This window comes from Bradyrhizobium sp. USDA 3256, from assembly GCF_054058275.1.
Window position 1 is genome coordinate 6,403,300 of sequence record NZ_JBSSAE010000002.1, and the last position, 20,160, is coordinate 6,423,459.

The 20,160-nt window shown below is 64.2% G+C and carries 22 protein-coding genes and 1 pseudogene; 8 read left to right on the forward strand and 15 right to left on the reverse strand.

The window, feature by feature from the left end; translation table 11 throughout:
* The 6 genes from ACVWY5_RS32225 to ACVWY5_RS32250 form a co-directional block, all read right to left on the reverse strand.
* Entirely contained in the window at positions 1-747 is a 747-nt protein-coding gene (locus ACVWY5_RS32225) for an ABC transporter permease subunit (protein WP_050387602.1), read from the reverse strand.
* Between the two features lie 158 nt (positions 748-905).
* Positions 906-2,087: an FMNH2-dependent alkanesulfonate monooxygenase gene (ssuD, locus tag ACVWY5_RS32230; RefSeq protein ID WP_038377340.1), complete on the reverse strand. Its 1,182-nt coding sequence runs from the start codon at positions 2,085-2,087 to the stop codon at positions 906-908.
* Positions 2,069-3,022, reverse strand: a complete 954-nt coding sequence (locus tag ACVWY5_RS32235) for a sulfonate ABC transporter substrate-binding protein (RefSeq protein ID WP_028333464.1) — start codon at positions 3,020-3,022, stop codon at positions 2,069-2,071. Before ACVWY5_RS32235 ends, ssuD begins: the two co-directional genes overlap by 19 nt.
* Positions 3,023-3,062: 40 nt before the next feature.
* Positions 3,063-4,013, reverse strand: a complete 951-nt coding sequence (locus tag ACVWY5_RS32240; RefSeq protein WP_028333465.1) for a sulfonate ABC transporter substrate-binding protein — start codon at positions 4,011-4,013, stop codon at positions 3,063-3,065.
* Between the two features lie 44 nt (positions 4,014-4,057).
* Positions 4,058-4,291, reverse strand: coding sequence for a hypothetical protein (locus ACVWY5_RS32245; RefSeq protein ID WP_321176946.1), 234 nt, complete (start codon positions 4,289-4,291; stop codon positions 4,058-4,060).
* Positions 4,292-4,328: 37 nt separating this feature from the next.
* Positions 4,329-5,534, reverse strand: coding sequence for an LLM class flavin-dependent oxidoreductase (locus tag ACVWY5_RS32250; RefSeq protein WP_028333466.1), 1,206 nt, complete (start codon positions 5,532-5,534; stop codon positions 4,329-4,331).
* Between the two features lie 218 nt (positions 5,535-5,752).
* Between ACVWY5_RS32250 and ACVWY5_RS32255 the strand changes: the two genes are divergently transcribed.
* The 5 genes from ACVWY5_RS32255 to ACVWY5_RS32275 all read left to right on the forward strand — a co-directional run bounded on the left by ACVWY5_RS32255 (position 5,753) and on the right by ACVWY5_RS32275 (position 9,266).
* The gene (locus ACVWY5_RS32255) at positions 5,753-6,862 is read left to right on the forward strand and encodes an ATP-dependent DNA helicase (RefSeq protein ID WP_028333467.1); all 1,110 of its coding nucleotides are present in this window, start codon (positions 5,753-5,755) and stop codon (positions 6,860-6,862) included.
* Positions 6,863-7,238: 376 nt separating this feature from the next.
* Entirely contained in the window at positions 7,239-7,955 is a 717-nt protein-coding gene (gene msrA, locus ACVWY5_RS32260) for a peptide-methionine (S)-S-oxide reductase MsrA (protein ID WP_051376086.1), read from the forward strand.
* Between the two features lie 21 nt (positions 7,956-7,976).
* Entirely contained in the window at positions 7,977-8,390 is a 414-nt protein-coding gene (gene msrB, locus ACVWY5_RS32265) for a peptide-methionine (R)-S-oxide reductase MsrB (RefSeq protein ID WP_028333469.1), read from the forward strand.
* Between the two features lie 196 nt (positions 8,391-8,586).
* Entirely contained in the window at positions 8,587-8,751 is a 165-nt protein-coding gene (locus ACVWY5_RS32270) for a DUF3309 family protein (protein ID WP_016844323.1), read from the forward strand.
* Positions 8,752-8,975: 224 nt separating this feature from the next.
* Positions 8,976-9,266: a hypothetical protein gene (locus ACVWY5_RS32275; RefSeq protein WP_016844322.1), complete on the forward strand. Its 291-nt coding sequence runs from the start codon at positions 8,976-8,978 to the stop codon at positions 9,264-9,266.
* Between the two features lie 138 nt (positions 9,267-9,404).
* On the opposite strand, the gene ACVWY5_RS32280 is transcribed toward ACVWY5_RS32275, so the two are convergent.
* From ACVWY5_RS32280 to ACVWY5_RS32305, 6 genes are all read right to left on the reverse strand, one after another.
* Positions 9,405-9,968, reverse strand: a complete 564-nt coding sequence (locus ACVWY5_RS32280) for a DUF4112 domain-containing protein (RefSeq protein ID WP_028333470.1) — start codon at positions 9,966-9,968, stop codon at positions 9,405-9,407.
* Between the two features lie 93 nt (positions 9,969-10,061).
* Positions 10,062-10,430: a Crp/Fnr family transcriptional regulator gene (locus ACVWY5_RS32285; protein ID WP_024582951.1), complete on the reverse strand. Its 369-nt coding sequence runs from the start codon at positions 10,428-10,430 to the stop codon at positions 10,062-10,064.
* Positions 10,431-10,807: 377 nt separating this feature from the next.
* Positions 10,808-11,242, reverse strand: a complete 435-nt coding sequence (locus ACVWY5_RS32290; protein WP_028333472.1) for a DUF5413 family protein — start codon at positions 11,240-11,242, stop codon at positions 10,808-10,810.
* Positions 11,243-11,297: 55 nt separating this feature from the next.
* Complete coding sequence (locus ACVWY5_RS32295; protein ID WP_080667023.1) at positions 11,298-12,212, reverse strand: HNH endonuclease; 915 nt, start codon at positions 12,210-12,212, stop codon at positions 11,298-11,300.
* 77 nt (positions 12,213-12,289) lie between these two features.
* Complete coding sequence (locus tag ACVWY5_RS32300) at positions 12,290-13,858, reverse strand: hypothetical protein (protein ID WP_028333473.1); 1,569 nt, start codon at positions 13,856-13,858, stop codon at positions 12,290-12,292.
* A gap of 35 nt (positions 13,859-13,893) precedes the next feature.
* Positions 13,894-15,186 carry an adenylosuccinate synthase gene (locus tag ACVWY5_RS32305; protein ID WP_028333474.1) on the reverse strand — a complete coding sequence of 431 codons (1,293 nt, stop codon included), beginning with the start codon at positions 15,184-15,186 and terminating at the stop codon, positions 13,894-13,896.
* 346 nt (positions 15,187-15,532) lie between these two features.
* On the opposite strand from ACVWY5_RS32305, the pseudogene ybaK reads away from it, so the two are divergent.
* Positions 15,533-16,016, forward strand: a pseudogene (ybaK, locus tag ACVWY5_RS32310) (Cys-tRNA(Pro) deacylase).
* Positions 16,017-16,069: 53 nt separating this feature from the next.
* Here the strand turns inward: ybaK and ACVWY5_RS32315 are convergent.
* The 3 genes from ACVWY5_RS32315 to ACVWY5_RS32325 are packed head-to-tail and all read right to left on the reverse strand — an operon-like array spanning position 16,070 to position 18,307.
* Positions 16,070-16,288: a hypothetical protein gene (locus ACVWY5_RS32315; RefSeq protein ID WP_028333476.1), complete on the reverse strand. Its 219-nt coding sequence runs from the start codon at positions 16,286-16,288 to the stop codon at positions 16,070-16,072.
* A 38-nt stretch (positions 16,289-16,326) separates the two neighbouring features.
* Positions 16,327-17,691, reverse strand: coding sequence for a cytochrome P450 (locus tag ACVWY5_RS32320; RefSeq protein WP_283088555.1), 1,365 nt, complete (start codon positions 17,689-17,691; stop codon positions 16,327-16,329).
* Positions 17,651-18,307, reverse strand: a complete 657-nt coding sequence (locus ACVWY5_RS32325; RefSeq protein WP_051376087.1) for an acyl-homoserine-lactone synthase — start codon at positions 18,305-18,307, stop codon at positions 17,651-17,653. The genes ACVWY5_RS32320 and ACVWY5_RS32325 overlap by 41 nt, the downstream gene beginning before the upstream one ends.
* A gap of 81 nt (positions 18,308-18,388) precedes the next feature.
* Here ACVWY5_RS32325 and ACVWY5_RS32330 point away from each other — a divergent pair, with 81 nt between their 5' ends.
* Together ACVWY5_RS32330 and ACVWY5_RS32335 are read left to right on the forward strand one after the other, a co-directional pair.
* Positions 18,389-19,162: a helix-turn-helix transcriptional regulator gene (locus ACVWY5_RS32330; RefSeq protein WP_028333478.1), complete on the forward strand. Its 774-nt coding sequence runs from the start codon at positions 18,389-18,391 to the stop codon at positions 19,160-19,162.
* A gap of 413 nt (positions 19,163-19,575) precedes the next feature.
* Positions 19,576-19,962 carry a hypothetical protein gene (locus ACVWY5_RS32335; protein ID WP_028333479.1) on the forward strand — a complete coding sequence of 129 codons (387 nt, stop codon included), beginning with the start codon at positions 19,576-19,578 and terminating at the stop codon, positions 19,960-19,962.
* The last annotated feature ends 198 nt before the right edge of the window (positions 19,963-20,160 follow it).

Genomic DNA, 20,160 nt, shown 5'->3' on the forward strand with positions numbered 1-20,160 from the left:
TCACTTCTTCTGGAAGGCGGGGTGCCACGACAGGGTCAGCCGCTCCAGCGCCCGCGAGGCGCTGTCGGCGAGCTTGCCGAGCAAGGCGTAGATCAGGATCGAAAGCACGACGACGTCGATCAGCATGAACTCGCGCGCCTGCATCGCCATGTAGCCGAGGCCCGACGAGGCCGCGATGGTCTCGGCGACGATCAGGGTCAGCCACATGATGCCGAGCGCGAAGCGCAGGCCGACGAAGATCGAGGGCAGCGCGCCGGGGAAGATCACCCGGCGGAACAGCTCACCGTCGGTCATGCCGTAGATGCGGCCCATCTCGATCAACTGCGGATCGACGGTGCGGATGCCGTGCAGCGTGTTGAGATAGATCGGGAAGAACACGCCGAGCGCGACCAGGAACAGCTTTGCCGATTCGTCGATGCCGAACCACAGGATGACGAGCGGGATCAGCGCCAGGTGCGGAATGTTGCGCACCATCTGCAAGGTGGTGTCGGTGAGTTTTGCCGACAGCTGCGACAGCCCGTTGGCGAGACCGAAGGCGAAGCCGATGCCGCCGCCGATCAAAAAGCCGATCGAGGCGCGCCAGAAGCTGACCCAGATGTTGCGGACCAGTTCGCCGGACAATAGCAGCTTCCATCCCGCCACCGCGACGTCAGTCGGCGCCGGCAACACCCGCGAGGGCACGTAGCCGGTGACGCAGGCGAGCTGCCACACCAGCACGATCGCGAGCGGCACGACCCAGGGGATCAGCCCGTCGACCTTCGGAAGTTTCGGCGCGCTGGAGCTGCTTCCGTTCCGATGGGATCGGAACGGAGCTGCAGATTTTTGTTTTGACGCGTTTTCTTCACGCGAACCGGCATCCACTTCGCTCGAAAACGCTTTGCGGCGTGGGAGTGAATCGATCAAGCTCATGATTGCGATGCCTGCTTCTGCGGACGGTAGTCGTTGCCGATGGTCTCACCGAACGGCCCGGTGTTGACGCGGATCGGCGTCACGTTGCCGCCCTGCGCCAGCGACAACAGCGGGAACACCAATTCGGCGAAGCGATAGGCTTCCTCGAGATGCGGATAGCCCGACATGATGAAGGTATCGACGCCGATGTCCTGGTACTCCTTGATCCGCGCGGCGACGGTCTCGGGATCGCCGACCAGCGCGGTGCCGGCCCCGCCGCGCACCAGGCCGACGCCGGCCCACAGGTTCGGGCTGATCTCGAGCTTGTCGCGGCGGCCGCCATGCAGCTGCGCCATGCGCTGCTGGCCGACCGAATCCATCCGCGCGAAGATCTTCTGCGCGGCGGCCACCGTGTCGTCGGTGACGTATTGGATCAGCTCGTCGGCGGCGCGCCACGCCTCCGCATTGGTCTCGCGCACGATCACATGCAGGCGGATGCCGAACGAGAGCTTGCGGCCGCGCTGCGCCGCCACCGCCTTCACCTTGGCGATCTTCTCGGCGACTTGCGCCGCCGGCTCGCCCCAGGTCAGATATTTGTCGACGGCGTCGACCGCGACGTCGATGCCGGCATCCGAGGAGCCGCCGAAATACAGCGGCGGCCGCGGCGACTGCACCGGATTGAACAGCAGGCGGCCGTCCTCGATCCGGATGTGCTTGCCCTCGACATTGACGGTCTTGCCCGCCAGGAGATCGCTGTAGACGTTGAGGAACTCGCGGGTCACCGCGTAGCGCTCGTCATGATCGAGGAAAATGCCGTCGCCCTTGTTCTCGATCGGATCGCCGCCGGTGACGACGTTGATCAGCAGGCGGCCGTTCGACAGCCGGTCCAGCGTCGCTGTCATGCGTGCGGCGACGCTCGGCGACTGCAGGCCGGGCCTCACCGCCACGAGGTAGCGCAGGCGTTCGGTCCAGGGCGCAACGGCCGACGCCACCACCCAGGAATCCTCGCAGCTCCGCCCGGTCGGCAGCAGCACGCCGTAATAGCCGAGCTGATCCGCGGCCTGCGCGATCTGGCGCAGATAATTGAAGTTCACCTCGCGGCCGCCGATCGACGTGCCGAGATAGCGGCTGTCGCCGTGGGTCGGCAGGAACCAGAGGATGTTGGCGTTGGTTGGGGTGCTCACGTGCCCGGTCTCCATGCGACGTCGGAAATCTTGATTTGTTTCGGGATCAGGCCGAGCGCGTAGAACGCGTCGGCGACCTGTTGCTGATCCGCGACCACGGCATCGGTGACCGGCTTGATGCCGTAGGCCTGCCGCTTCAGCGCGACCTCGACCACCGGCACCGACAGGCCGATGCTCGGCGCCAGCTGCTCGGCAACGGCGTGGATATCGCCCTTGGCCCAGTCATCGACCTCGCTCAGCTGCACCAGCACGAGCTCGACGATCTTCGGATCGGCCTGCAGGAATTTCTTCGAGGCGAAGTAGAACTGATAGTTCGCGACGATGCCGGTGCCGTCTGCGACGGTGCGGGCGCCGGTCGCCGCCTCCGCCGCGGCCTGGAACGGATCCCAGATCACCCAGGCATCGACCGCGCCGCGCTCGAACGCCGCGCGCGCATCGGCCGGCGCCAGGAACACCGGCTCGATCTCGGAATATTTGACGCCGGCCTTCTCCAGCGCCTTCACCAGCAGATAGTGGACATTGGAGCCCTTGTTCAGCGCGACCTTCTTGCCCTTCAGGTCAGCGACCGATTTGATCGCGCTGTCCTTCGGCACCAGGATCGCCTCGCCCTTCGGCGCCGGCGGCTCATAGGCGACATACTGGATCGGCGCGCCGGCGGCCTGCGCGAAGATCGGCGGCGCCTCGCCGGTGTTGCCGAAATCGATCGCGCCAACATTGAGCGCCTCGAGCAGCGGCGGCCCCGACGGAAACTCGGTCCACACCACCTTGGTGCCGACCGCCTTCAGCTTTTCCTCGAGCGAGCCCTTGCTCTTGAGCAGCACCAGCTTGCCGTATTTCTGGTAACCGATGCGGACCACCTTCTCCTGGCCGTAGGAGGCGCTGACGGTTGCGGCGACGATGCTGAGCGACAGCACCGCGCGAGCGATCCAGCGTCGAAATAAACGCGTCATGGAACTATCCTCTGCATTGAAATGACCAAACGTGCGCCGATCAGGTCTGGGGATTGCGCCAGACGATGTCGCGGATCGCGATCTGCTTCGGGATCAGGCCGAGCTTGAAGAAGCGGTCGGCGACGCCCTGCTGGGTCGCGATGATGTCGTCGGTCACGGGTCCGACCGAGAAGCCCGCCCGCTTCGCCGCGATGGTCTGGATATCGAGCGGCACGCCGGTGACGGCGGCCAGCGACTTGGCGACCTCATCAGGATGCGCCTGCGCCCATGCCGCGCTCGACGTCGTGACATCGACGATCTGCTGCAGGATCGCGCCGCGATTGCGGGCGAAGTCGCGGTTGGCGATGTAGAACGAGTTGGTCTTGGTGATGTCGCGCGTCTTGACCAGAATGCGGCCGTTCTGCTTGGTCTCGGCGATCGCGAAATACGGATCCCAGATCGCCCAGGCATCGATGCCGCCATTGGCAAAGGCCGGCCCGGCGTCGGGCGGCGTCAGATAGACCGGCGTGATGTCGTCATAGGTGAGCCCGGCCTTCTCCAGGGTCTGGATCACGACGTTATGCGCGCTCGATCCCTTGGTGAAGCCGACGCGCTTGCCTTTGAGATCGGCGATGGTGGCGATGGCCGAATTCTGCGGCACCAGAATGCCGGAGCCGTTGATGATGGGCTGAGCCGCGGCATAGACGATGGCCGCGCCGGCGGCCTGCGCGAAGATCGGCGGGGAATCGCCGACCGCGCCGTAATCGACGCTGCCGACATTCATCGCTTCCATCATCGGGGGGCCCGAGGAGAACTCGACCCATTTCACGCTGATGCCCTGCGGCTTGAAATGATTTTCCAAGGCCTCGCGCTGCCGCGTGATGACGAGCACGCCGTTCTTCTGGTAGCCGATACGAATATCCTTCGCGTCCGCCTGCGCCTGCGCGCCGCGTGACATCGCAGCAGTGGCGGCCGTGACGAGCGACAGCCGGAGGAACTCACGACGCTTCATTCCAAGACTCTCCTGACGATCAAGCGCGCTATCGCGCTGCACGATCATGCGATGTCAGGATGATGGGGCGCGCGAATGAAGCTGTCGAGCACCGCACAAAAATAGCGATGCCAGCACTTCGGTGCTGGCATCGCGCGTGCCGTTTCTTTTAAGGCGCGGATCGCGTGTAGCGAATTATTTTCCTCACGGAAACGCGAGGTCGCTGTACAGAAGCGTTTTCGAGCGAAGTGGGCACCCGCTCGCGTGAAGAAAACGCGTCCAACAAGAAGCTGGAACATCGGCTCTGATTATCAGAGCCGGTGCTCCAGCAATCGATCAGCCCGCAGCTGCCGCCTTCGAGCCGACATTGACCGCGAGTTTACCATAGCGGTCGGTGAACGCCTGGGTGTCGATCTCCTCGAGCTGGATCGAGCCGTCGAGCACGCCCTTCTTCCAGGCTTCGTGCTCGGGATCGTGCTGGAACTCCGGCATCACCTCTTTCGCGAACAGCTCGAGCGACTCGCAGATGTGTTCATGCGTGTTCTTGCCGGCCTGGTTGAGCAGGATCACCTGATCGATATGCGACGAGCGGAAGCGCCGCAGCTTCTTGCGCAAGGTCTCGGGCGAGCCGATCAGGCCGCCGCGCAGCGCGGCCTCCTGCGCCTCGGGATTGTCGCGCTTCCACTTGTTGTACTCGTCCCACATGTTGACGGTGCCCGGCGCCGGCCGCTGCCGGTTCTGCGCCTGGCCGTAATAGCGCAGCGCGAACTGGAAGAAGGTTGCGCCGTCGGCGCGCTTGCGCGCCTCCTCGTCCGTCTTCGCGCACATGAAGAACGAGACCAGCGCCATGTTGGGATTGATCTCGTAGTCGGCGAGCTTCTTCAGCCGCTTGGTGATCGCGTTGTAATAGGCGTGCACCCAGGCATGCGCCGCCTCGGCGCTGACGAACTGAAAGCCGAGCGCGCCGAACCCGTTCTGCCCGGCGCGTTCGATGGTCGGCAATTGCGAGCATGCCATCCAGAGCGGCGGATGCGGCTTCTGCACCGGCTTCGGCACGACATTGCGCAGCGGGATGTCGAAATATTTGCCGTGATGCTCGGTGCCGACCTTGCTGAACATCGGGAAGATCGCCTGCACGGCTTCCTCGAACACCTCGCGCTTGGTCTCCATGTCGCGGCCGAACGGCGTCAGCTCGGTGATCGAGGCGCTCTCGCCCATGCCGAACTCGCAGCGGCCGTTGCTCAAGAGATCGAGCACCGCGACCCGCTCGGCGACGCGGGCGGGATGATTGGTGGTGAGCTGGAAGATGCCGTGGCCGAGCCGGATGTTCTTGGTGCGCTGGCTCGCGGCGGCGAGGAAGGATTCCGGCGCCGGCGAGTGCGAATATTCCTCGAGGAAGTGGTGCTCCACGACCCAGGCGTAGTCGTAAGCCAGCCGGTCGGCGGTTTCCAATTGCGTCAGCGCGTTCTGGTAGAGCCTGAGTTCGTCGCCGTCGTTCCAGGGGCGCGGCAGTTGCAGCTCGTAAAAGATGCCGAATTTCATGGAGTCACTCCCAAGGTCGCTTGCTCGACCACTTGTCGTGGTCTCGACCGCTTGTTGTTTTGGGGCAGTCTAGTGGCGCTCCGGATCAAGTCTAGCCTCGGGGGCGAAACCTCAATTCCGCGCAGCGGGAGACGGCTTGATCGGAACGCATGAATGTTTAGCTTGTGCTGGCCTGAGTCGCGGCGCTATCGGTCGCGCGCTCACGCTTCCGAAAGCCCATGACCACCTTCACGCCGCATCAGGACACTGCGCTGAAAGCCGTCGCCGACTGGCTGAAAGCCAAGCCCGGCCAGAACGGCACGCCGCCGGTGTTCCGCCTGTTCGGCTATGCCGGAACCGGCAAGACCACGCTCGCCCGCCACATCGCCGAAGGCGTCGACGGCGAGGTGAAGTTCGCGGCCTTCACCGGCAAGGCGGCGCTCGTCATGCGCAACAAGGGCTGCGACAGCGCCTCCACGATCCATTCCCTGATCTACCGCGCCCGCGAGTCCGGCGTCGAGCAGCCGAGCTTCGAGCTCTGGGACGATGCGCCGGCATCGAAGGCCAAGCTGATCGTGATCGACGAATGCTCGATGGTCGATGCCGAGCTCGGCCGCGATTTGATGTCGTTCGACTGCCCGCTGCTGGTGCTCGGCGATCCCGCGCAATTGCCGCCGATCCAGGGCGGCGGCTTCTTCACCGACGCCGAGCCCGACGCGATGCTGACCGAGGTGCACCGCCAGGCGCAGGACGATCCGATCGTGCGGATGTCGATGGATATCCGCGAGGGTCGCGAACTCGAGATCGGCCGCCATGGCGAGAGCGAGGTGGTGTCGCGCAAGGAGCTCGATCCGGACCGCGTGATGAGCGCCGACCAGGTGCTGGTCGGCCGCAACAACACCCGCCGCGCCTACAACATGCGGGTGCGGCAGCGGCAGAACATCGAGGATCCGCTGCCGGTTGCCGGCGACAAGCTGGTCTGCCTGCGCAACAACCGCAAGAAGGGCCTGTTCAACGGCGGCCTGTGGCGCGTCAAGGCGCGCGCGCAGTCGAAATCCAGGATCATCACCATGCGCGTGATGCCGGACGAGGATTTCGGCTACAAGGTCACCAAGGTCTCGGTGCGCGGCGAATGCTTCGACGGCGGCGTCGAGGGCGTGCCGTGGGAGCAGCGCAAGCCCTACGACGAGTTCGACTACGGCTATGTGCTGACCGTGCACAAGTCGCAGGGCTCGCAATGGGACGACGTCGTGCTGTTCGACGAGAGCTTTGCCTTCCAGGACTCGCGGGCGCGGTGGCTGTACACGGGGATCACGCGGGCCGCGAAGCGGCTGAGCATCGTAGTTTGATCGTCCCGCAGGCACCGACGTCATCCTGACAGCAGGTGAGCGTGTGACACCAGCAATCAGCGTCGTCCTGGCCAACGCCAGGACCCATTACCCCGGCTGCTTGTTGCTGCGGGACGCTGGGGCCACGATGCCGCCTAAAGTTACGTTTCGTGGTTATGGGTCCCGGCTGTCGCCGGGACGACGTGGAGAGGCCGCGGGCAAAAATCCATCACCGTCATCCCTGAACCTCGCTGATTTCCCTCACGAAACCGTGTGGCCGGCGCCGTAACAAAACGCCTCCTCGCCCGTATTTTGAAGCGTTGGAGCTGCCCGGCCTGATTGGCCAATGCCGGCTCCCGCTCTACACTGGCCCCAATTGCGATCCCACGAGGAACCCATGCCCAAAAGCTCCCTCAGCCGCCTCTCGCTGTGCGCCGCCGCGATCGGCGCGCTGGCCGTCACAGCTTTTGCCGTTGCGCCCTCGCTTGCCGCCGAGGACGCCGTGATCATCCCGCCGCCGGCCGCGAGCGCGCCGGAATCCGGCATCAAGACCGCGGTGCTGGCCGGCGGCTGCTTCTGGGGTGTGCAGGGTGTGTTCCAGCACACCGCCGGCATCGTCAGCGCGGTGTCCGGCTACTCCGGCGGCAGCAAGGCGAACGCCGATTACGAGAAGGTCTCGACCGGCAACACCGGCCACGCGGAATCGGTCGAGATCAAATACGACCCGCAGAAGATCTCCTACGGCAAGATCCTGCAGATCTTCTTCTCGGTCGTGCACGACCCGACCCAGCTGAACCGGCAGGGCCCGGATTCCGGCACGCAATATCGCTCGGCGATCTTCACCACCAGCGACGAGCAGAAGAAGGTGGCGGACGCCTATATCGCCCAGCTCAACGCGGCCAAGGTCTACAAGAAGCCGATCGTCACCAAGGTCGGCGCGCTGGAGGCGTTCTATCCGGCGGAGGGCTACCACCAGGACTATCTGACGCTGCACCCGAACCAACCCTATATTGCCTATAACGACATCCCGAAGGTCGAGAACCTGAAGAAGATCTTCGCGGAGAACTACATCGAGAAGCCGACGCTGGTGGGCAGCACCAAGGTCACCAACTGAGCATCTCGCAAAGGAGGTTGAATGTCCGATACCAAGACCGACGGCAAGGTCCGCAAGAGCGAGGCCGAGTGGCGCAAGGAATTGACGCCGATGCAGTACGCCGTGCTGCGCGAGAAAGCGACCGAGCGGCCCTTCACCGGCGAATACGAGCATGATCCCCGCAAGGGCACCTATGTCTGCGCCGGCTGCGGGCAGACGCTGTTCGAATCCGACCAGAAGTTCGATTCCGGCTGCGGCTGGCCGAGCTTCTCCAAGCCCTCGGTCGAGAGCCATGTCGACGAGGAGCGCGACATGAGCCACGGCATGATCCGCACCGAGGTGCTGTGCTCGAAATGCGACGGCCATCTCGGCCACGTCTTCAACGACGGCCCCGGCCCGACCGGCCTGCGCTACTGCATCAACTCGGCGGCGCTGAAGCTGAACGAGAAAAAGTAACGGCGCACACCACGCCGCGCCCCACGCGACCAACAGGCCGGTCGCGTGGGGCTTTGTTTTGGCTCCGGCCCCCGGCAACATCCTCGTGATCGGCTGACGGCCTTAACGACTCGCAGGCCGGAATGTGCTTTGCTCGGTATTCGCGGGGCCGTAGGCGTCTCGCCGTGCGGCTGCCGCCTGTTCTGAGGAGGGCGCCATGTCGCTTGGACTGATCCTCATCATCCTTTTGCTGATTATCCTGCTGGGCGGCTATAGCGGCCGAATTCGCGGCTATGGCTATGGCCTCGGCCACTCCGGAATGGGCCTTTTCGGGGTGATTTTGATCGTGGTCGCGATCCTGGCCTGGCTCGACAAGATTTGAGTACCATAAGCCATTGAAATAAAATGATTTATCTGGCCGGCCCGCGTGCTATGCGCGGATTCAGCATGTGCCCTGTCAGGGGCTCTTCTGGGGTCGCATTTTTGTCAAAGAGGCCTATATTAGGGGTCGAAATGACATGTACGGCGCGCCGCCGATAATAGGCCGCCGTCCCCCAAAATCCCTTTCGCAACGCCAACTGAAAAGAACACAAGAGGTCGTCGACCATGCGTCCCCTGCGTCCGTTCAACTATAACACATCCGCCGAACTGTTCCCTGCCGCGATCCGCAAGAAGAAGCGGGCGGGTTTCGCCTACCGCCGTTTCGGTACCGCTGCCGAGGCCGTGCAGTTCGCGATGGAGCAGCTGCCGGCGGACTCGCTGAATGGCGCCTATCTCCAGGTCGAGGAAGCCCGTTTCGACCAGAACGGCATCCGCTCGCTCTATGAGAGCGAAGCCTTCCCGCTGCCGCGTCGTCCGCGCCCGGCTGCCAGCCAGACCGACGCCGACGCCGCATAAGTTTTCTGCTCTTCGCTCAACGAAAAGCCCTCGGATCGATCCGGGGGCTTTTGTTTTGAGGGACATTTATTTGCGCATGATCTCCGCGCAAACGCCTTGCGTTTGTCGCGAGGGAAAACCGCTGCACACTTTTCCGGATTATGCGCGGCGCGGCTGCTTGTCGAGCCAGCGCCGCAGCATCCGCACATTGCGGATATTGGCGCGGAACATGACGTCGAAGGCATCGCCCGCCACCGGCACCATGCCGATCACGCCGTCGACGGCGACGTTGGCGAGCATCCGCGCGGTGATGTGCCAGGGCGCGCCCAGCAGACGGGCCTCGCGCACCAGCCACAGCGAGATCGCGGTGGTGATGATATCGCCGACCACCGGGATCAGGCCGATCAGCCCGTCGATGCCGTAGCGCACATTGGTGCCCGGAACGATGAAAGCGACGTCGAGCAGCTTTGCGATCGTCTCCAGCCGCGCCAGCCGCTGCTCGCGGGTCAGATCGCCGAACGGATTGGCGGTGGTGTTGCGGAAATCGAACTGGAAGCCTCCCTGAAAGCCTTGCTGAAAGCCTTGGAACTGCGGATGCAGCGGGCCATCGGCAAGCTCGCGCCCGTCCTGGTCGATGACCTTGCCGCGCGCCTGCGCGCCGCCAAAAGGCGGCCGCGATCGCGCGGCGTTGGGCGTGAAGATGTCGTCTTGGGGCATGGCCATCACATGGTAACGCAGGCAGGCGGTTCAAGTTGCGTCACATTACCACTGTGTCACCTTCAAGGCCTGTTACCTCGAGGCTCTGCCGTGCTCGCTTCAGTAGACGCCCTTGTTCATGGTTCTGAGCCGCTGCGCCAGCGTCCTCATGACCTTCAGGGCAAAATGCGGCGTCTGGCTCACGAGGAAGAGGAACTGCTTTTCCGAGACCGGGACGAGCTCGACATCCGTGAGCGCCGTGGCGGTCGCGCTCCTTGGCTCATTGTCGATCAACGCCATCTCGCCGAAGATCGTGTCGGGCGCCAGATCCGCCATGGTCTTGTTGCCAACCTGAATGCGCACATAGCCGCTCTTGATCACGAAGAGCTCGTTGGCCTGCTCCCCCTCGCGAAAAATAATGCCGCCGGCTCGGACCAGGCGCGTTTCGATACTGTTGCCCGTCAGAAGGCTGAAGCTTGCATCTGCCACTCGAAATTCCTTTCCCCGAATCCGAAACGCAGAGCCCGTAAGTCCCGGTCGTCTGCAGCGACGGCTGAAATAAATACGCGAACACAGAATAGAGCAGGCCCGGGATCGGCATCGCCGCTGCCCCGAGCGGCCGCGGGTCGTGAGGACGAGCGCGGACATGACATTGGGACTACGTTTGCATGACGATGATGTGACAGTTGTGTGAAGGTCGCCGGACCTCCGGCGTCTCTCGCGCTGATACGATGACTGCAAGGGGCGATCTATTCCGCGCCGTGGGTTGAGCGCGGCCCTTGTCCGATCGCGACGTGCTCATTTCGCGGTTGGTCAGAAGTCGCCGAACGCGACTTCTGCTTTTCCCTTGGTACTGAGCACCTACCCTAGTGCTGCGAAGCCGGCTGCGCCGGCGCGTGCAGCTCTTCGGCATATTTGTGCGCCAGCCAGGACGTGATCACGCCCGGGATGAAGCCGACCATTCCGTACAGGATGAACTGCACCGCGCCGCTCTCGGAGCCGTGCGAGGCGTAGGTCAGCGCCGCGCCAACGAACGCCACCGCGCCGACGAGTAGCATCCGCACCACCGGCGCAATCCGCTTCACATGCATCAGGATGTCGTCGATCGCACCGAACATCAGCGACGGCACGATGCCGAACAGATAATTGTATTGCAGCGACTTCACGAACACGACGAGCAGCTTGGTCACCTCGCCGCCATTGGTCTCGGTCCAGTAGCCGGACTGATAGGTGGTCATGAGCAGCAGCAGGAAACCGCCGATGAACGGCCCGATGGCTGCGAAGATCAGATAGCGTTTCATGGCGTGCCCTCCTCATGGCGGCAACCCGCCTGTAGCGGATTCATCCTATTGGGCTTCAGCCCCGGTAACAGTTCTCATTGTGCCAAACCAGCGCCTTCGCGTCAGGTTGGCGATTTGGATTTTGGGGTTTGGCAATCTGCTGTCCGTGAAGCGCATAGTAATGGCGTCCATTCTCGAATTCTTCGCGAATACGCTTACTCACTTCGAACCTATAATCAGGTGAAATCGTCACATAGCCCGAGTCAAACAAGCTATGGATATCCCGACGGAGCAATATCCCGTTTGATGCCTCATGCTTTCCTCCAGACGAAAAGGGACGAATGTGCGCCGCATCCAGCGCTGGGAGCGTCTTTTCTCCCGACACCGCACAGCGTCGTTGGTAGCTGTCTGTCACGACTATTCGAAAGGCGCCCTGACCGAGGCGCGGCCGCACGAGAACAGGTTCGCCATAGCGCGCTTGTTCCTCAGCAAGACCAGGTGCAGGTTTAGACAAGAGACCTTGAACAGAATTCCATAAGAACATTCCGTCCGGCTCATTGGTCGAATATCCCTTGAAGGAGACGATATTAGAAGACCAACTTTCCGGCACAGGGATCCACTGCTCTTCGGGAAGAAAGAATGGCTGAGTCAGAATGCGGCAACCGATGGTGAAATCCGTTCGGTCGCTAGGGAGTGCTCGGCGATACTTGGCAATGCGCTGGCGCATTTCTACGAGAGAACCCGCGCCATTCGACTCCCCAAACGCCTCCCAGGCCAAAGTGCACGGGAGCGAATTCGCATGTGCAAAAACGCCGCCGCCTACAATGAAATTTCTCGGTGCATGAAGCTTAAATAAGAACAGCTCTCCAGGTTCCAGAGCCCGAAAATTTGTGGCGGAGGGCGACCAAAAATTGACCTCGGCGAGCGGCTTACCCCTCAGGTGGTCAAACCAATCGCCGTCAGTGACTGCCACGACTAAGCGGACGGCCATCCGTCATGCCTCCCTAAGAGCACGACAGAATTGTGATCGATTTCGCTGAAAAGGAAAAGAAGACTAAAGGGGAGACCTCACTCACCCCACGCGGCGAACGCCTCGTTGAAGGCTCGTTCGCCGGGGGCGCCCTTCTCGATCGCGATGATGGCGCGGCGCTGGTTGGTGTAGACCAGCGGCACGTCGAACCAGGAGCGCTCCTTCAGGAGCTGCAGATTGCGCGAGCGGTCGGCGTCGACATTGGAGAGGCCGACCAGGAAGAAGCCGTCGGTGACCTTGACCGCGAGCCCGGCCAGCGGCGTGCCGCGCGCCTGCTCGTTCGACTTCATCAGGATGCCCGGCACGTTGCCGACGCCGCCATTGGCGAAGTCCTGCGGCAGGATGAAGGTCAATTCCGCGGTATGGCTCGCCGGCAGCGATGAATCGGTGTTGCGGCGGAACGACATCGTCATCTTGAACTTGCGATCGGGGATGTCGATGTCGGCGCGCACGGCGATGTCGGGCTTCTGGTTGCCCGATCCCTTGACCTGCTCGGTGCGCCAGACCACCGAACCGACATACTGCTTGCCCTTCGGATCCGACGGATCCTCGTCATACAGCACCACGCGCTGCGCCACCGGGGCGACCGTCTCGCCCGACGAGGGCTGGCCGACGCGGTCGGTGATCTTCTTGCTCGCAGGCGTCGACGCGGCATCCTTCGGCGCCTCGACCGGGGCCGAGGATTTGAACAGGCTGCTGACAAGGCTCATGGCCTGCTGCCTGAACAGGATGCCGGTGCCGACCAGGATCAGCAGGATGCCGATCACGATCGCGGTCTTGAACGGGAACATCGACCCGACGCGCGGCGGCTTCTTCGGCTCGCGCTCGCCGTTGCCGGCCCGCGACCGCTGCGGCGGCGGACCCTGCGGCGGCTGCGGGGTGTAGCGCTCGGCCTCCTCGATCGACTCGTCGTAGGAATACGGCGCCTCGGGATCGCCGCCGCGATTCTCAAGGCTCGGCTCGAGCCGGTCGAACTCCGGCGAGGGCGACGGCACGTTGGCGTAGGTCTTGCGCGCGTTGCGGCTGGCTTGCGCCGCGGCGCGGCCGAGATCGTCGGCATCGGCGGTGATGTCGCGGAAGCCGCGCACGCCCGGCGCGGCCGGCGGCACCGGCGGCGGCGCGCCTTCCGGACCGCGGCGGGGCGGGCCCGGCCGGGCCGGCGGCGCCTGGGTCTCGGGCGGGACCGGCGGGTTCTGCGGCCGCGGCGGGGCCGGCGGCGGCGTGTCGGGGCGCAGATTGCGCGGCGGACGGGGTTCGGCCGGGGGCCGCGGGCGCGCGGCAGTGTCGGCGGGGCTGGCCTCGGGCGGCCTTGTATTTGCCTCCGGCGGTCTTGCATTGGCGCGGCTGCCGCGGGCAGCGGCGGCGCCACCGGGACGCGAGGCCTCGCGGGCGCGCTGCGCGGCCTCGGACTCGACCTTGCGAACCGCCTCTTCCAGCGACAGCCGTTCGCGGGTGATCTCGGATTCGGAGAGCGGCGGCTGCACGCCGCGGAGCTGCTGGATCAACGCCGTTCGCGCCCGCGCATACAGCGCACGGCGGGCTTCGCCGGGGGCGTTGGGGTCCAATCCGGCGATGGCGCGGGCGATCAGCGGGTAGTAGTCAGCCATTTCCACACAATTGGAGGGATATAGGTAATATCCCGTTAAGCCTCGAACGGATTCTGTACCAGAATAGTATCTTCACGCTCCGGGCTGGTGGACAGCAGGGCGATCGGACACCCCACCAATTCCTCGACCCGGCGAACGTACTTGATGGCCTGGGCCGGCAGGTCCGCCCAGGACCGCGCATTGGCCGTCGGCTGCTTCCAGCCCTCGATGATCTCATAGATCGGCTCGACGCGGGCCTGCGCGCCCTCGCCCGCCGGCAGATGGTCGATTTCCTTGCCGTCGAGCTTGTAGCCGATGCAGACCTTGATGCTGTCGAACCCGTCGAGAATATCGAGCTTGGTCAGCGCCAGCCCGGCAATTCCGCAGGTGCGGACAGTCTGTCGCACCAGCATGGCATCGAACCAGCCGACCCGGCGCTTGCGTCCAGTATTAACGCCGAATTCCTTGCCGCGGCGGCCGATTTCCTCGCCGATCTCGTCGTTCAGCTCGGTCGGGAACGGACCCTGGCCGACCCGGGTGGTGTAGGCCTTGCAGATGCCCAGCACATAGCCGACCGCGCCCGGGCCGAGGCCGGTGCCGGTCGCGGCCTGCGCCGCCACCGTGTTGGACGACGTCACATAGGGATAGGTGCCGTGGTCGACGTCGAGCAGCGCGCCCTGCGCGCCCTCGAACAGGATGCGCTTGCCCTCGCGGCGCTTGAGGTCCAGCAGCCGCCACACCGTCTCGGCATAGGGCAACAGCTTCGGCGCCATCGCCGACAGGTCGCTCAGGATGCTCTTGCCGTCGATCTCCGCGAGGTTGAGGCCGCGGCGCAGCGCATTGTGATGCGCCAGCAGGCGTTCGATCTTGTGCGGCAGGGTGTCGAGGTCGGCGAGGTCCATCAGGCGGATGGCGCGGCGGCCGACCTTGTCCTCATAGGCCGGGCCGATGCCGCGGCGGGTGGTGCCGATCGAGGTGATGGCGTTGGACGATTCGCGCAAGGCGTCGAGCTCGCGATGCAGCGGCAGGATCAGCGTGACGTTCTCGGCGATCCGCAGATTGTCCGGTCCGACCGCCACGCCCTGCCCCTTCAGCTTGGCGACTTCGTCGAGGAAGGCCTGCGGATCGAACACCACGCCATTGCCGATCACCGCGAGCTTGTTCGGGCGCAGCACGCCGGAGGGCAGGAGCGCCAGCTTGTAGGTCTCGCCATTGATCACGAGCGTATGGCCGGCATTGTGGCCGCCCTGGAAGCGCACGACGATGTCGGCCTGTTCCGACAGCCAGTCGACGATCTTGCCCTTCCCTTCGTCACCCCATTGGGCGCCGACGACGACAACATTGGCCATTGCGAAGATATTCCCTTCAGGTGTTTCAGACCATGATCGCGGCGAAAACGCGTCCGCCCACAGCGACCTGCATTGATATGCCCAGCCTAAATCGCGACGCCCGGCCGCGCGCACGCAAGGCGCCTACCGGATAAAGGAAGCGGCTCGGCTGCGCAAGCAAGAAGGGGCTCGTTTACGCCTTTTAGACGACCTACAACCCTTTGATATCCCCATTAAATTCCATGCTGCGCCCGGCCGCGCCGGGCTGGCGGGAATTTAATGTTACGGCAACGTGACGCCGGACGTGCTGTGGATTGATCGCAGCTCCTGTTACGGCGATCATTCACCTAGATTAACCGGCAGGTCCATGCCCAATTCCACCCAAGCGACGATGGCGCTGCGCAAGCTCGGCATTGCCTTCAAGCTTCACACCTATGTCTACGATTCCAGCGCCGAGAGCATCGGGCTGCAGGCGGCCGAGGCGCTCGGCGTCGACCCGAATCGCATGCTCAAGACGCTGATGGCGGAGGTCGACGGCAAGCCGGTCTGCGCCGTGGTGCCGTCCGACTGCGAGGTCAGCATGAAGAAGCTTGCCCGCCGCCCTCGGCGGCAAGTCGGCCAGGATGATGCGCCCGGCCGATGCCGAGCGGCTGACCGGCTATCATGTCGGCGGCATCAGCCCGTTCGGCCAGAAGAAGAAGGTGCCGACCGCGATCGACGAGACCGCCCTCACCCACGTCACGGTCTTCGTCAATGGCGGCCAGCGCGGCCTGCAGATCGAGATCGATCCGAACGACGCCGCGCTTGCCGCCGGCGCCACGATGAAGGCGCTGGTGGCGACGCAGGACTGAGCCTGCGCAAGACCGATCCTGCGCGAGACCGATCCGAAGACCGGTCGCCGCGATCAATGCGAGGATTTGTCCCTCATGAACTCGGCGCCGACGAAGTCGGACAGACCGGATAATTCCTCCGCCGTAATATCGTTGACGTTGAGCCGCAGCTGCATGATCGCGAGGTCGAGCAGATGCGCGGCAAAGCTTGCGCCGGCCGCCTTCACGATGCTGCGCTGCTCGATCAAGACAGCGATGACGTCGCGCAAACTGCGCACTTGCACTTGATCCATGGCCCTTTGCCCGGCGCTGGCCGTTGTTAGCTGAGTTGTCATTGGGATACCGATTGTAGTGTGCTGATGGACGCCGCACCCACGGGTGGGATGTACGGCAGATGCCCGGCTTCGTCGCCGAGAAGCGGGATGCGCCGGCGCATCTCGCGGACTTCGATCTCGATGGCCATCGGCGGCGGAATCAGCGTCACCGAGGCCTTCGGCCACGGCGCCGGATTCGGAGTGACGCCGGTGAAGCGATAGGCCGCGGCGATCTCGAGCGCGAGCAGTTGCAGCTCGAGCATCGCAACCCCCATCCCGGCGCAGGCGCGCGGACCGGCGCCGAACGGGATGTAGGCATCGGTGTTGTAGCGCCGCGTCATCAGGAAGCGGTCCGGATTCTCGAAATGCCGGGGGTCGCGCTGCAGCTGCCAGGGGCAGATCAACAGCGAGGTGCCGACCTTGAGATCGCGCCCGCCGATCGTCACCGGCTGCATCACCTCGCGCGAGAACCACCAGGCGCTGGGATAGAGCCGGCAGACCTCCTTGACCAGCGTCGCGCTCAGATTGGCGCGCTTCACCGCGTCGAGCCGCAGCTCGCCGTCGTCGCCGAGGCACTCCGCCGCCTCGTCGGCAATCTCGTCCATCAGGGCGGGATCGGCGGCCATCTGGTAGAACATCCACGCCGCAGTCGAACCTGTGGTGTGATGGCCGGCCAGCAGCAATGTCAGGATCTCGTCCTCGAGATCGCGATCGGTCAGGCCGAGCGCCTCGAGATCGCGCAGCGCGCTGCTCGAGCCGGCCTTGCGGCGCAGGCGTTGCACCACCGTGGACATGGCAAGCTTGGCGCAGACCCGGTTCTTGCGCCGCCGATACCAGGCCACCGGACCGAACGGCAACGCTCGGAACATCTCTTCCGCCAGATCGTCCTCGATCGCGCCCACCGCCTGAACCAGGGCTTCCTCGTCGCCGGACGACATCACCTGAGAGCCGAAGATCGCGACGCAGATCGTCCGCAGCGCCAGCATCGCGGTGACATGGTGCGGATCGAACGATCCGAGCCGCGCCAGGCTGGCGCCGACCGCGCGGATCTCGGCGCACATATGCGGCAGGAATTTCTCGACGCTGCCCTTGGCCATGTGCTTCTGCAGCACCGCTCGCCGCCGCTTGTGCTCCTCGCCGCTCAACATCAGCGAGCTGCGGCCGAGCACCGGCGTCAGCTTCTTGATCAGCTTGCCCTTTCCGATGTCGGTCTCCGGCGCCTTGAGGATCGGGCGGAGCAGATCCGGATCGTTCACCAGGAAGACCGGCGCAGGGCCGAGCTGCAACGGCACCAGCCCCAGCGCGGACTCGTTGCCGCGCGTCAGCAGCAGACGCAGCGGATCACGCTGGAATGCTCGAACGTCCGAGAACATGTGAAGCATCGTGGATCTCCAATTGCCGTCCAAGGTCGAGGAATTTGGTCAGGCCGGGATTGGCGGCGGGACCGAGCGGGATTTCTCCGGCGAGCGCCGTCAGCGGGCGGCCCATGCGATCATTGCCGATCACCTGCGGCGGGCCGTAGCGGCGGGTGCGGATGTCCATGCGGGTGAGAAAGCGCTCATAGGAGAGATCAGCCAGCGCCACGAGCGCCTTCGCTCCGCGCAGCTCGGCGAAGCGAAACATCAGCGCGTAGTTCACGCGTGCGGCCTGCGACCTCGCAACGTTCGGCAGCACGCCGAAACGGCTGATCTCCCAGGCGTCGCGGCTGGCCGGAAAGCGGCGCAGCGCAAGCTGCGGGAAGACCGACTTGGTGAGATAGGGATAATCGGTGCGGATCGCGCGGAAGCCGCCGACGAGCTCGACGCCGGAGAACAACAGGCAGTGCTCGGTATACCAGCAGTCGAACTGATCGCGTTCGACTTCCCCGACCGTGGTCAGGAGCCAGCCGCAATGATCGACGAACAGGCGCTTGCGCAGCCGCAACATCGCCCCGACATGCGCCGGATCGAGCTCTTCCCTGGTGATGAGGGCGTGGTAGCCGTCCAATGAATGAAGCATTTGTCCCTTCCTCCAAATGCGGGAACATCTGGAACAAAAGGGGTTAACTGTGGTACCCCCTAAAACCGGGGGTTTTCGTCAATGGGCCTGGTAGACGCGATTTCGACCATCGAGGCGTCGGATACCATCGACGAGCTCAGCTCGTCATTGCACCGCGTTGTCCAGAATTACGGCTTCTCGGGCTTTGCCTTTGTCGATGCCGGCCGGCCCGACCTTGATCTGCCCTATCATATCGGCACATTTCCCGACGCCTGGAAGCGGGCGTATGTGCAGAACGAGTTCGTTCATGCCGATCCGGCGCTGGCGCGGTCACGACGCACCAACACGCCGTTCAGCTGGAGCAGCCTGAAGCTGCCGGAGCGAAGCGGACGCAAGCGACCGCCCGAGGTCAAGACGATGGATGCCGCCCGGGAGTTCGGATTCAAGGACGGCTTCGTCGTTCCCTTCCACTATCGCGACCGGCTCGGCGCGGTGCATTCGAGCTCGACGGTGTTCTTCTGGGAAGACAAGCCGCGCGACTTCGACAAGCTGTTCGTCTGCCATCGCCATGAACTGCATCTGTTGATGATCTATTGGGTGCAGCGGGCGATGGACATCGTCAACCGCGACCAGCGCAACGCGCCGACCATCCTCAAGCCCGCGGACGCCGCCGAAACCATCAAGCTCACCGGGCGGGAAAAGGAAGTGATCGCCTGGGCGGCGCGCGGCAAGACCGTGGCCGACACCGCGCAGATCCTCGGCATTTCACCGGAGACGGTGGAAGGCTTCATCAAGCAGGCGCTGCGCAAGCTCGAGGCATCCAACAAGACCCATGGGGTGGCCAAGAGCATCGCGCTCGGAATCATCGATTTGTGAGCGGCGCCGCGCAGCCATGGCGGTGCTCCCGGGGCTGCCGCCATGCCGGCCGCATCGCCCTGCCAGGACCAAACACCGCGATACATGGCGCGGTCACACATCCGGGTTGGGCTCATGCTCCCAGTCGCCCCCTGATTGCATTCGCGCACGGTCTTGATAATAAGGGCCGGGGCCGGATGACGCTGACGCGAGCATCCCGGACCAGGGTGCGCACTCCGGTGCCCGTCCGGCACGACTGCCCGGCTGGCGTAGAGGCGCGGATCATCCTGCGCATTGCCCGGTACGGCAGGACCCGTTGTCCAGCCGCATGATCCGTAGAAGTCCCATCGCGACGAACCGCCGGTTCATTTGCTACCAACTTTCGTAGCGGAAATGCTGTCCACGGACCCAGCTGGAGATGGTCTGAACGCATCATGAGCACATCACAGGACGACCAGATCGACCAATTGGTGCAGGCGCGCTGGCGCGCAATCGGGCTGTCGCAGGCGGATCTCGCCGAGATCCTGTGCGCCGGCGCCTCCCGGCAAAAGAACGGCGTCGACGGCACGGTGAAGATCGATACCGGTCGCCTGGCGACGGTCGCGGAGATGCTCGGAATCGCCGCCGACATCCTCAACTGCCGGCCGGTCACGGCAGCGCCGACGCAAGCCGGCCAGACGGCGGAATCGCTTCAGTCCCTGCTCGAACTGCGCATGCTGCGGGTGTTTCGCGACGTGCAGGACCCCGACACCAAGCGGATCCTGATCGAGCTCGCCGAGCAGATCGTCAAGCGCCAGACCACGCCGCCGGAGACCGGCTAAAGCGCGATGAGATTAGGTTGAATCGTCATCGCGCCTTAGCTCTTTGTTTGAGCATGATCTTTTCGGAAAACCGCTTCGCACTTTTCCGGATCATGCTTTAGGACCAAGCGTTCGATTCCCTGCGCGACCGGCGCGGGGCTGGCCCGGCCAGGCGCCGTCAGGCCGCCTTGGTGAAGGGGCCTTCGCGCATGGTCGCGA

What these genes read in the sequence shown, in the direction of transcription:
- ssuD (WP_038377340.1), bottom strand. Translation starts at nt 2,087, where the DNA reads ATGGAGACCGGGCACGTGAGCACCCCAACCAACGCCAACATCCTCTGG.
- ACVWY5_RS32235 (WP_028333464.1), bottom strand. Translation starts at nt 3,022, where the DNA reads ATGACGCGTTTATTTCGACGCTGGATCGCTCGCGCGGTGCTGTCGCTC.
- ACVWY5_RS32240 (WP_028333465.1), bottom strand. Translation starts at nt 4,013, where the DNA reads ATGAAGCGTCGTGAGTTCCTCCGGCTGTCGCTCGTCACGGCCGCCACT.
- ACVWY5_RS32245 (WP_321176946.1), bottom strand. Translation starts at nt 4,291, where the DNA reads ATGTTCCAGCTTCTTGTTGGACGCGTTTTCTTCACGCGAGCGGGTGCC.
- ACVWY5_RS32250 (WP_028333466.1), bottom strand. Translation starts at nt 5,534, where the DNA reads ATGAAATTCGGCATCTTTTACGAGCTGCAACTGCCGCGCCCCTGGAAC.
- ACVWY5_RS32255 (WP_028333467.1), top strand. Translation starts at nt 5,753, where the DNA reads ATGACCACCTTCACGCCGCATCAGGACACTGCGCTGAAAGCCGTCGCC.
- msrA (WP_051376086.1), top strand. Translation starts at nt 7,239, where the DNA reads ATGCCCAAAAGCTCCCTCAGCCGCCTCTCGCTGTGCGCCGCCGCGATC.
- msrB (WP_028333469.1), top strand. Translation starts at nt 7,977, where the DNA reads ATGTCCGATACCAAGACCGACGGCAAGGTCCGCAAGAGCGAGGCCGAG.
- ACVWY5_RS32270 (WP_016844323.1), top strand. Translation starts at nt 8,587, where the DNA reads ATGTCGCTTGGACTGATCCTCATCATCCTTTTGCTGATTATCCTGCTG.
- ACVWY5_RS32275 (WP_016844322.1), top strand. Translation starts at nt 8,976, where the DNA reads ATGCGTCCCCTGCGTCCGTTCAACTATAACACATCCGCCGAACTGTTC.
- ACVWY5_RS32280 (WP_028333470.1), bottom strand. Translation starts at nt 9,968, where the DNA reads ATGGCCATGCCCCAAGACGACATCTTCACGCCCAACGCCGCGCGATCG.
- ACVWY5_RS32290 (WP_028333472.1), bottom strand. Translation starts at nt 11,242, where the DNA reads ATGAAACGCTATCTGATCTTCGCAGCCATCGGGCCGTTCATCGGCGGT.
- ACVWY5_RS32295 (WP_080667023.1), bottom strand. Translation starts at nt 12,212, where the DNA reads ATGGCCGTCCGCTTAGTCGTGGCAGTCACTGACGGCGATTGGTTTGAC.
- ACVWY5_RS32300 (WP_028333473.1), bottom strand. Translation starts at nt 13,858, where the DNA reads ATGGCTGACTACTACCCGCTGATCGCCCGCGCCATCGCCGGATTGGAC.
- ACVWY5_RS32305 (WP_028333474.1), bottom strand. Translation starts at nt 15,186, where the DNA reads ATGGCCAATGTTGTCGTCGTCGGCGCCCAATGGGGTGACGAAGGGAAG.
- ACVWY5_RS32315 (WP_028333476.1), bottom strand. Translation starts at nt 16,288, where the DNA reads ATGGATCAAGTGCAAGTGCGCAGTTTGCGCGACGTCATCGCTGTCTTG.
- ACVWY5_RS32320 (WP_283088555.1), bottom strand. Translation starts at nt 17,691, where the DNA reads ATGCTTCACATGTTCTCGGACGTTCGAGCATTCCAGCGTGATCCGCTG.
- ACVWY5_RS32325 (WP_051376087.1), bottom strand. Translation starts at nt 18,307, where the DNA reads ATGCTTCATTCATTGGACGGCTACCACGCCCTCATCACCAGGGAAGAG.
- ACVWY5_RS32330 (WP_028333478.1), top strand. Translation starts at nt 18,389, where the DNA reads ATGGGCCTGGTAGACGCGATTTCGACCATCGAGGCGTCGGATACCATC.
- ACVWY5_RS32335 (WP_028333479.1), top strand. Translation starts at nt 19,576, where the DNA reads ATGAGCACATCACAGGACGACCAGATCGACCAATTGGTGCAGGCGCGC.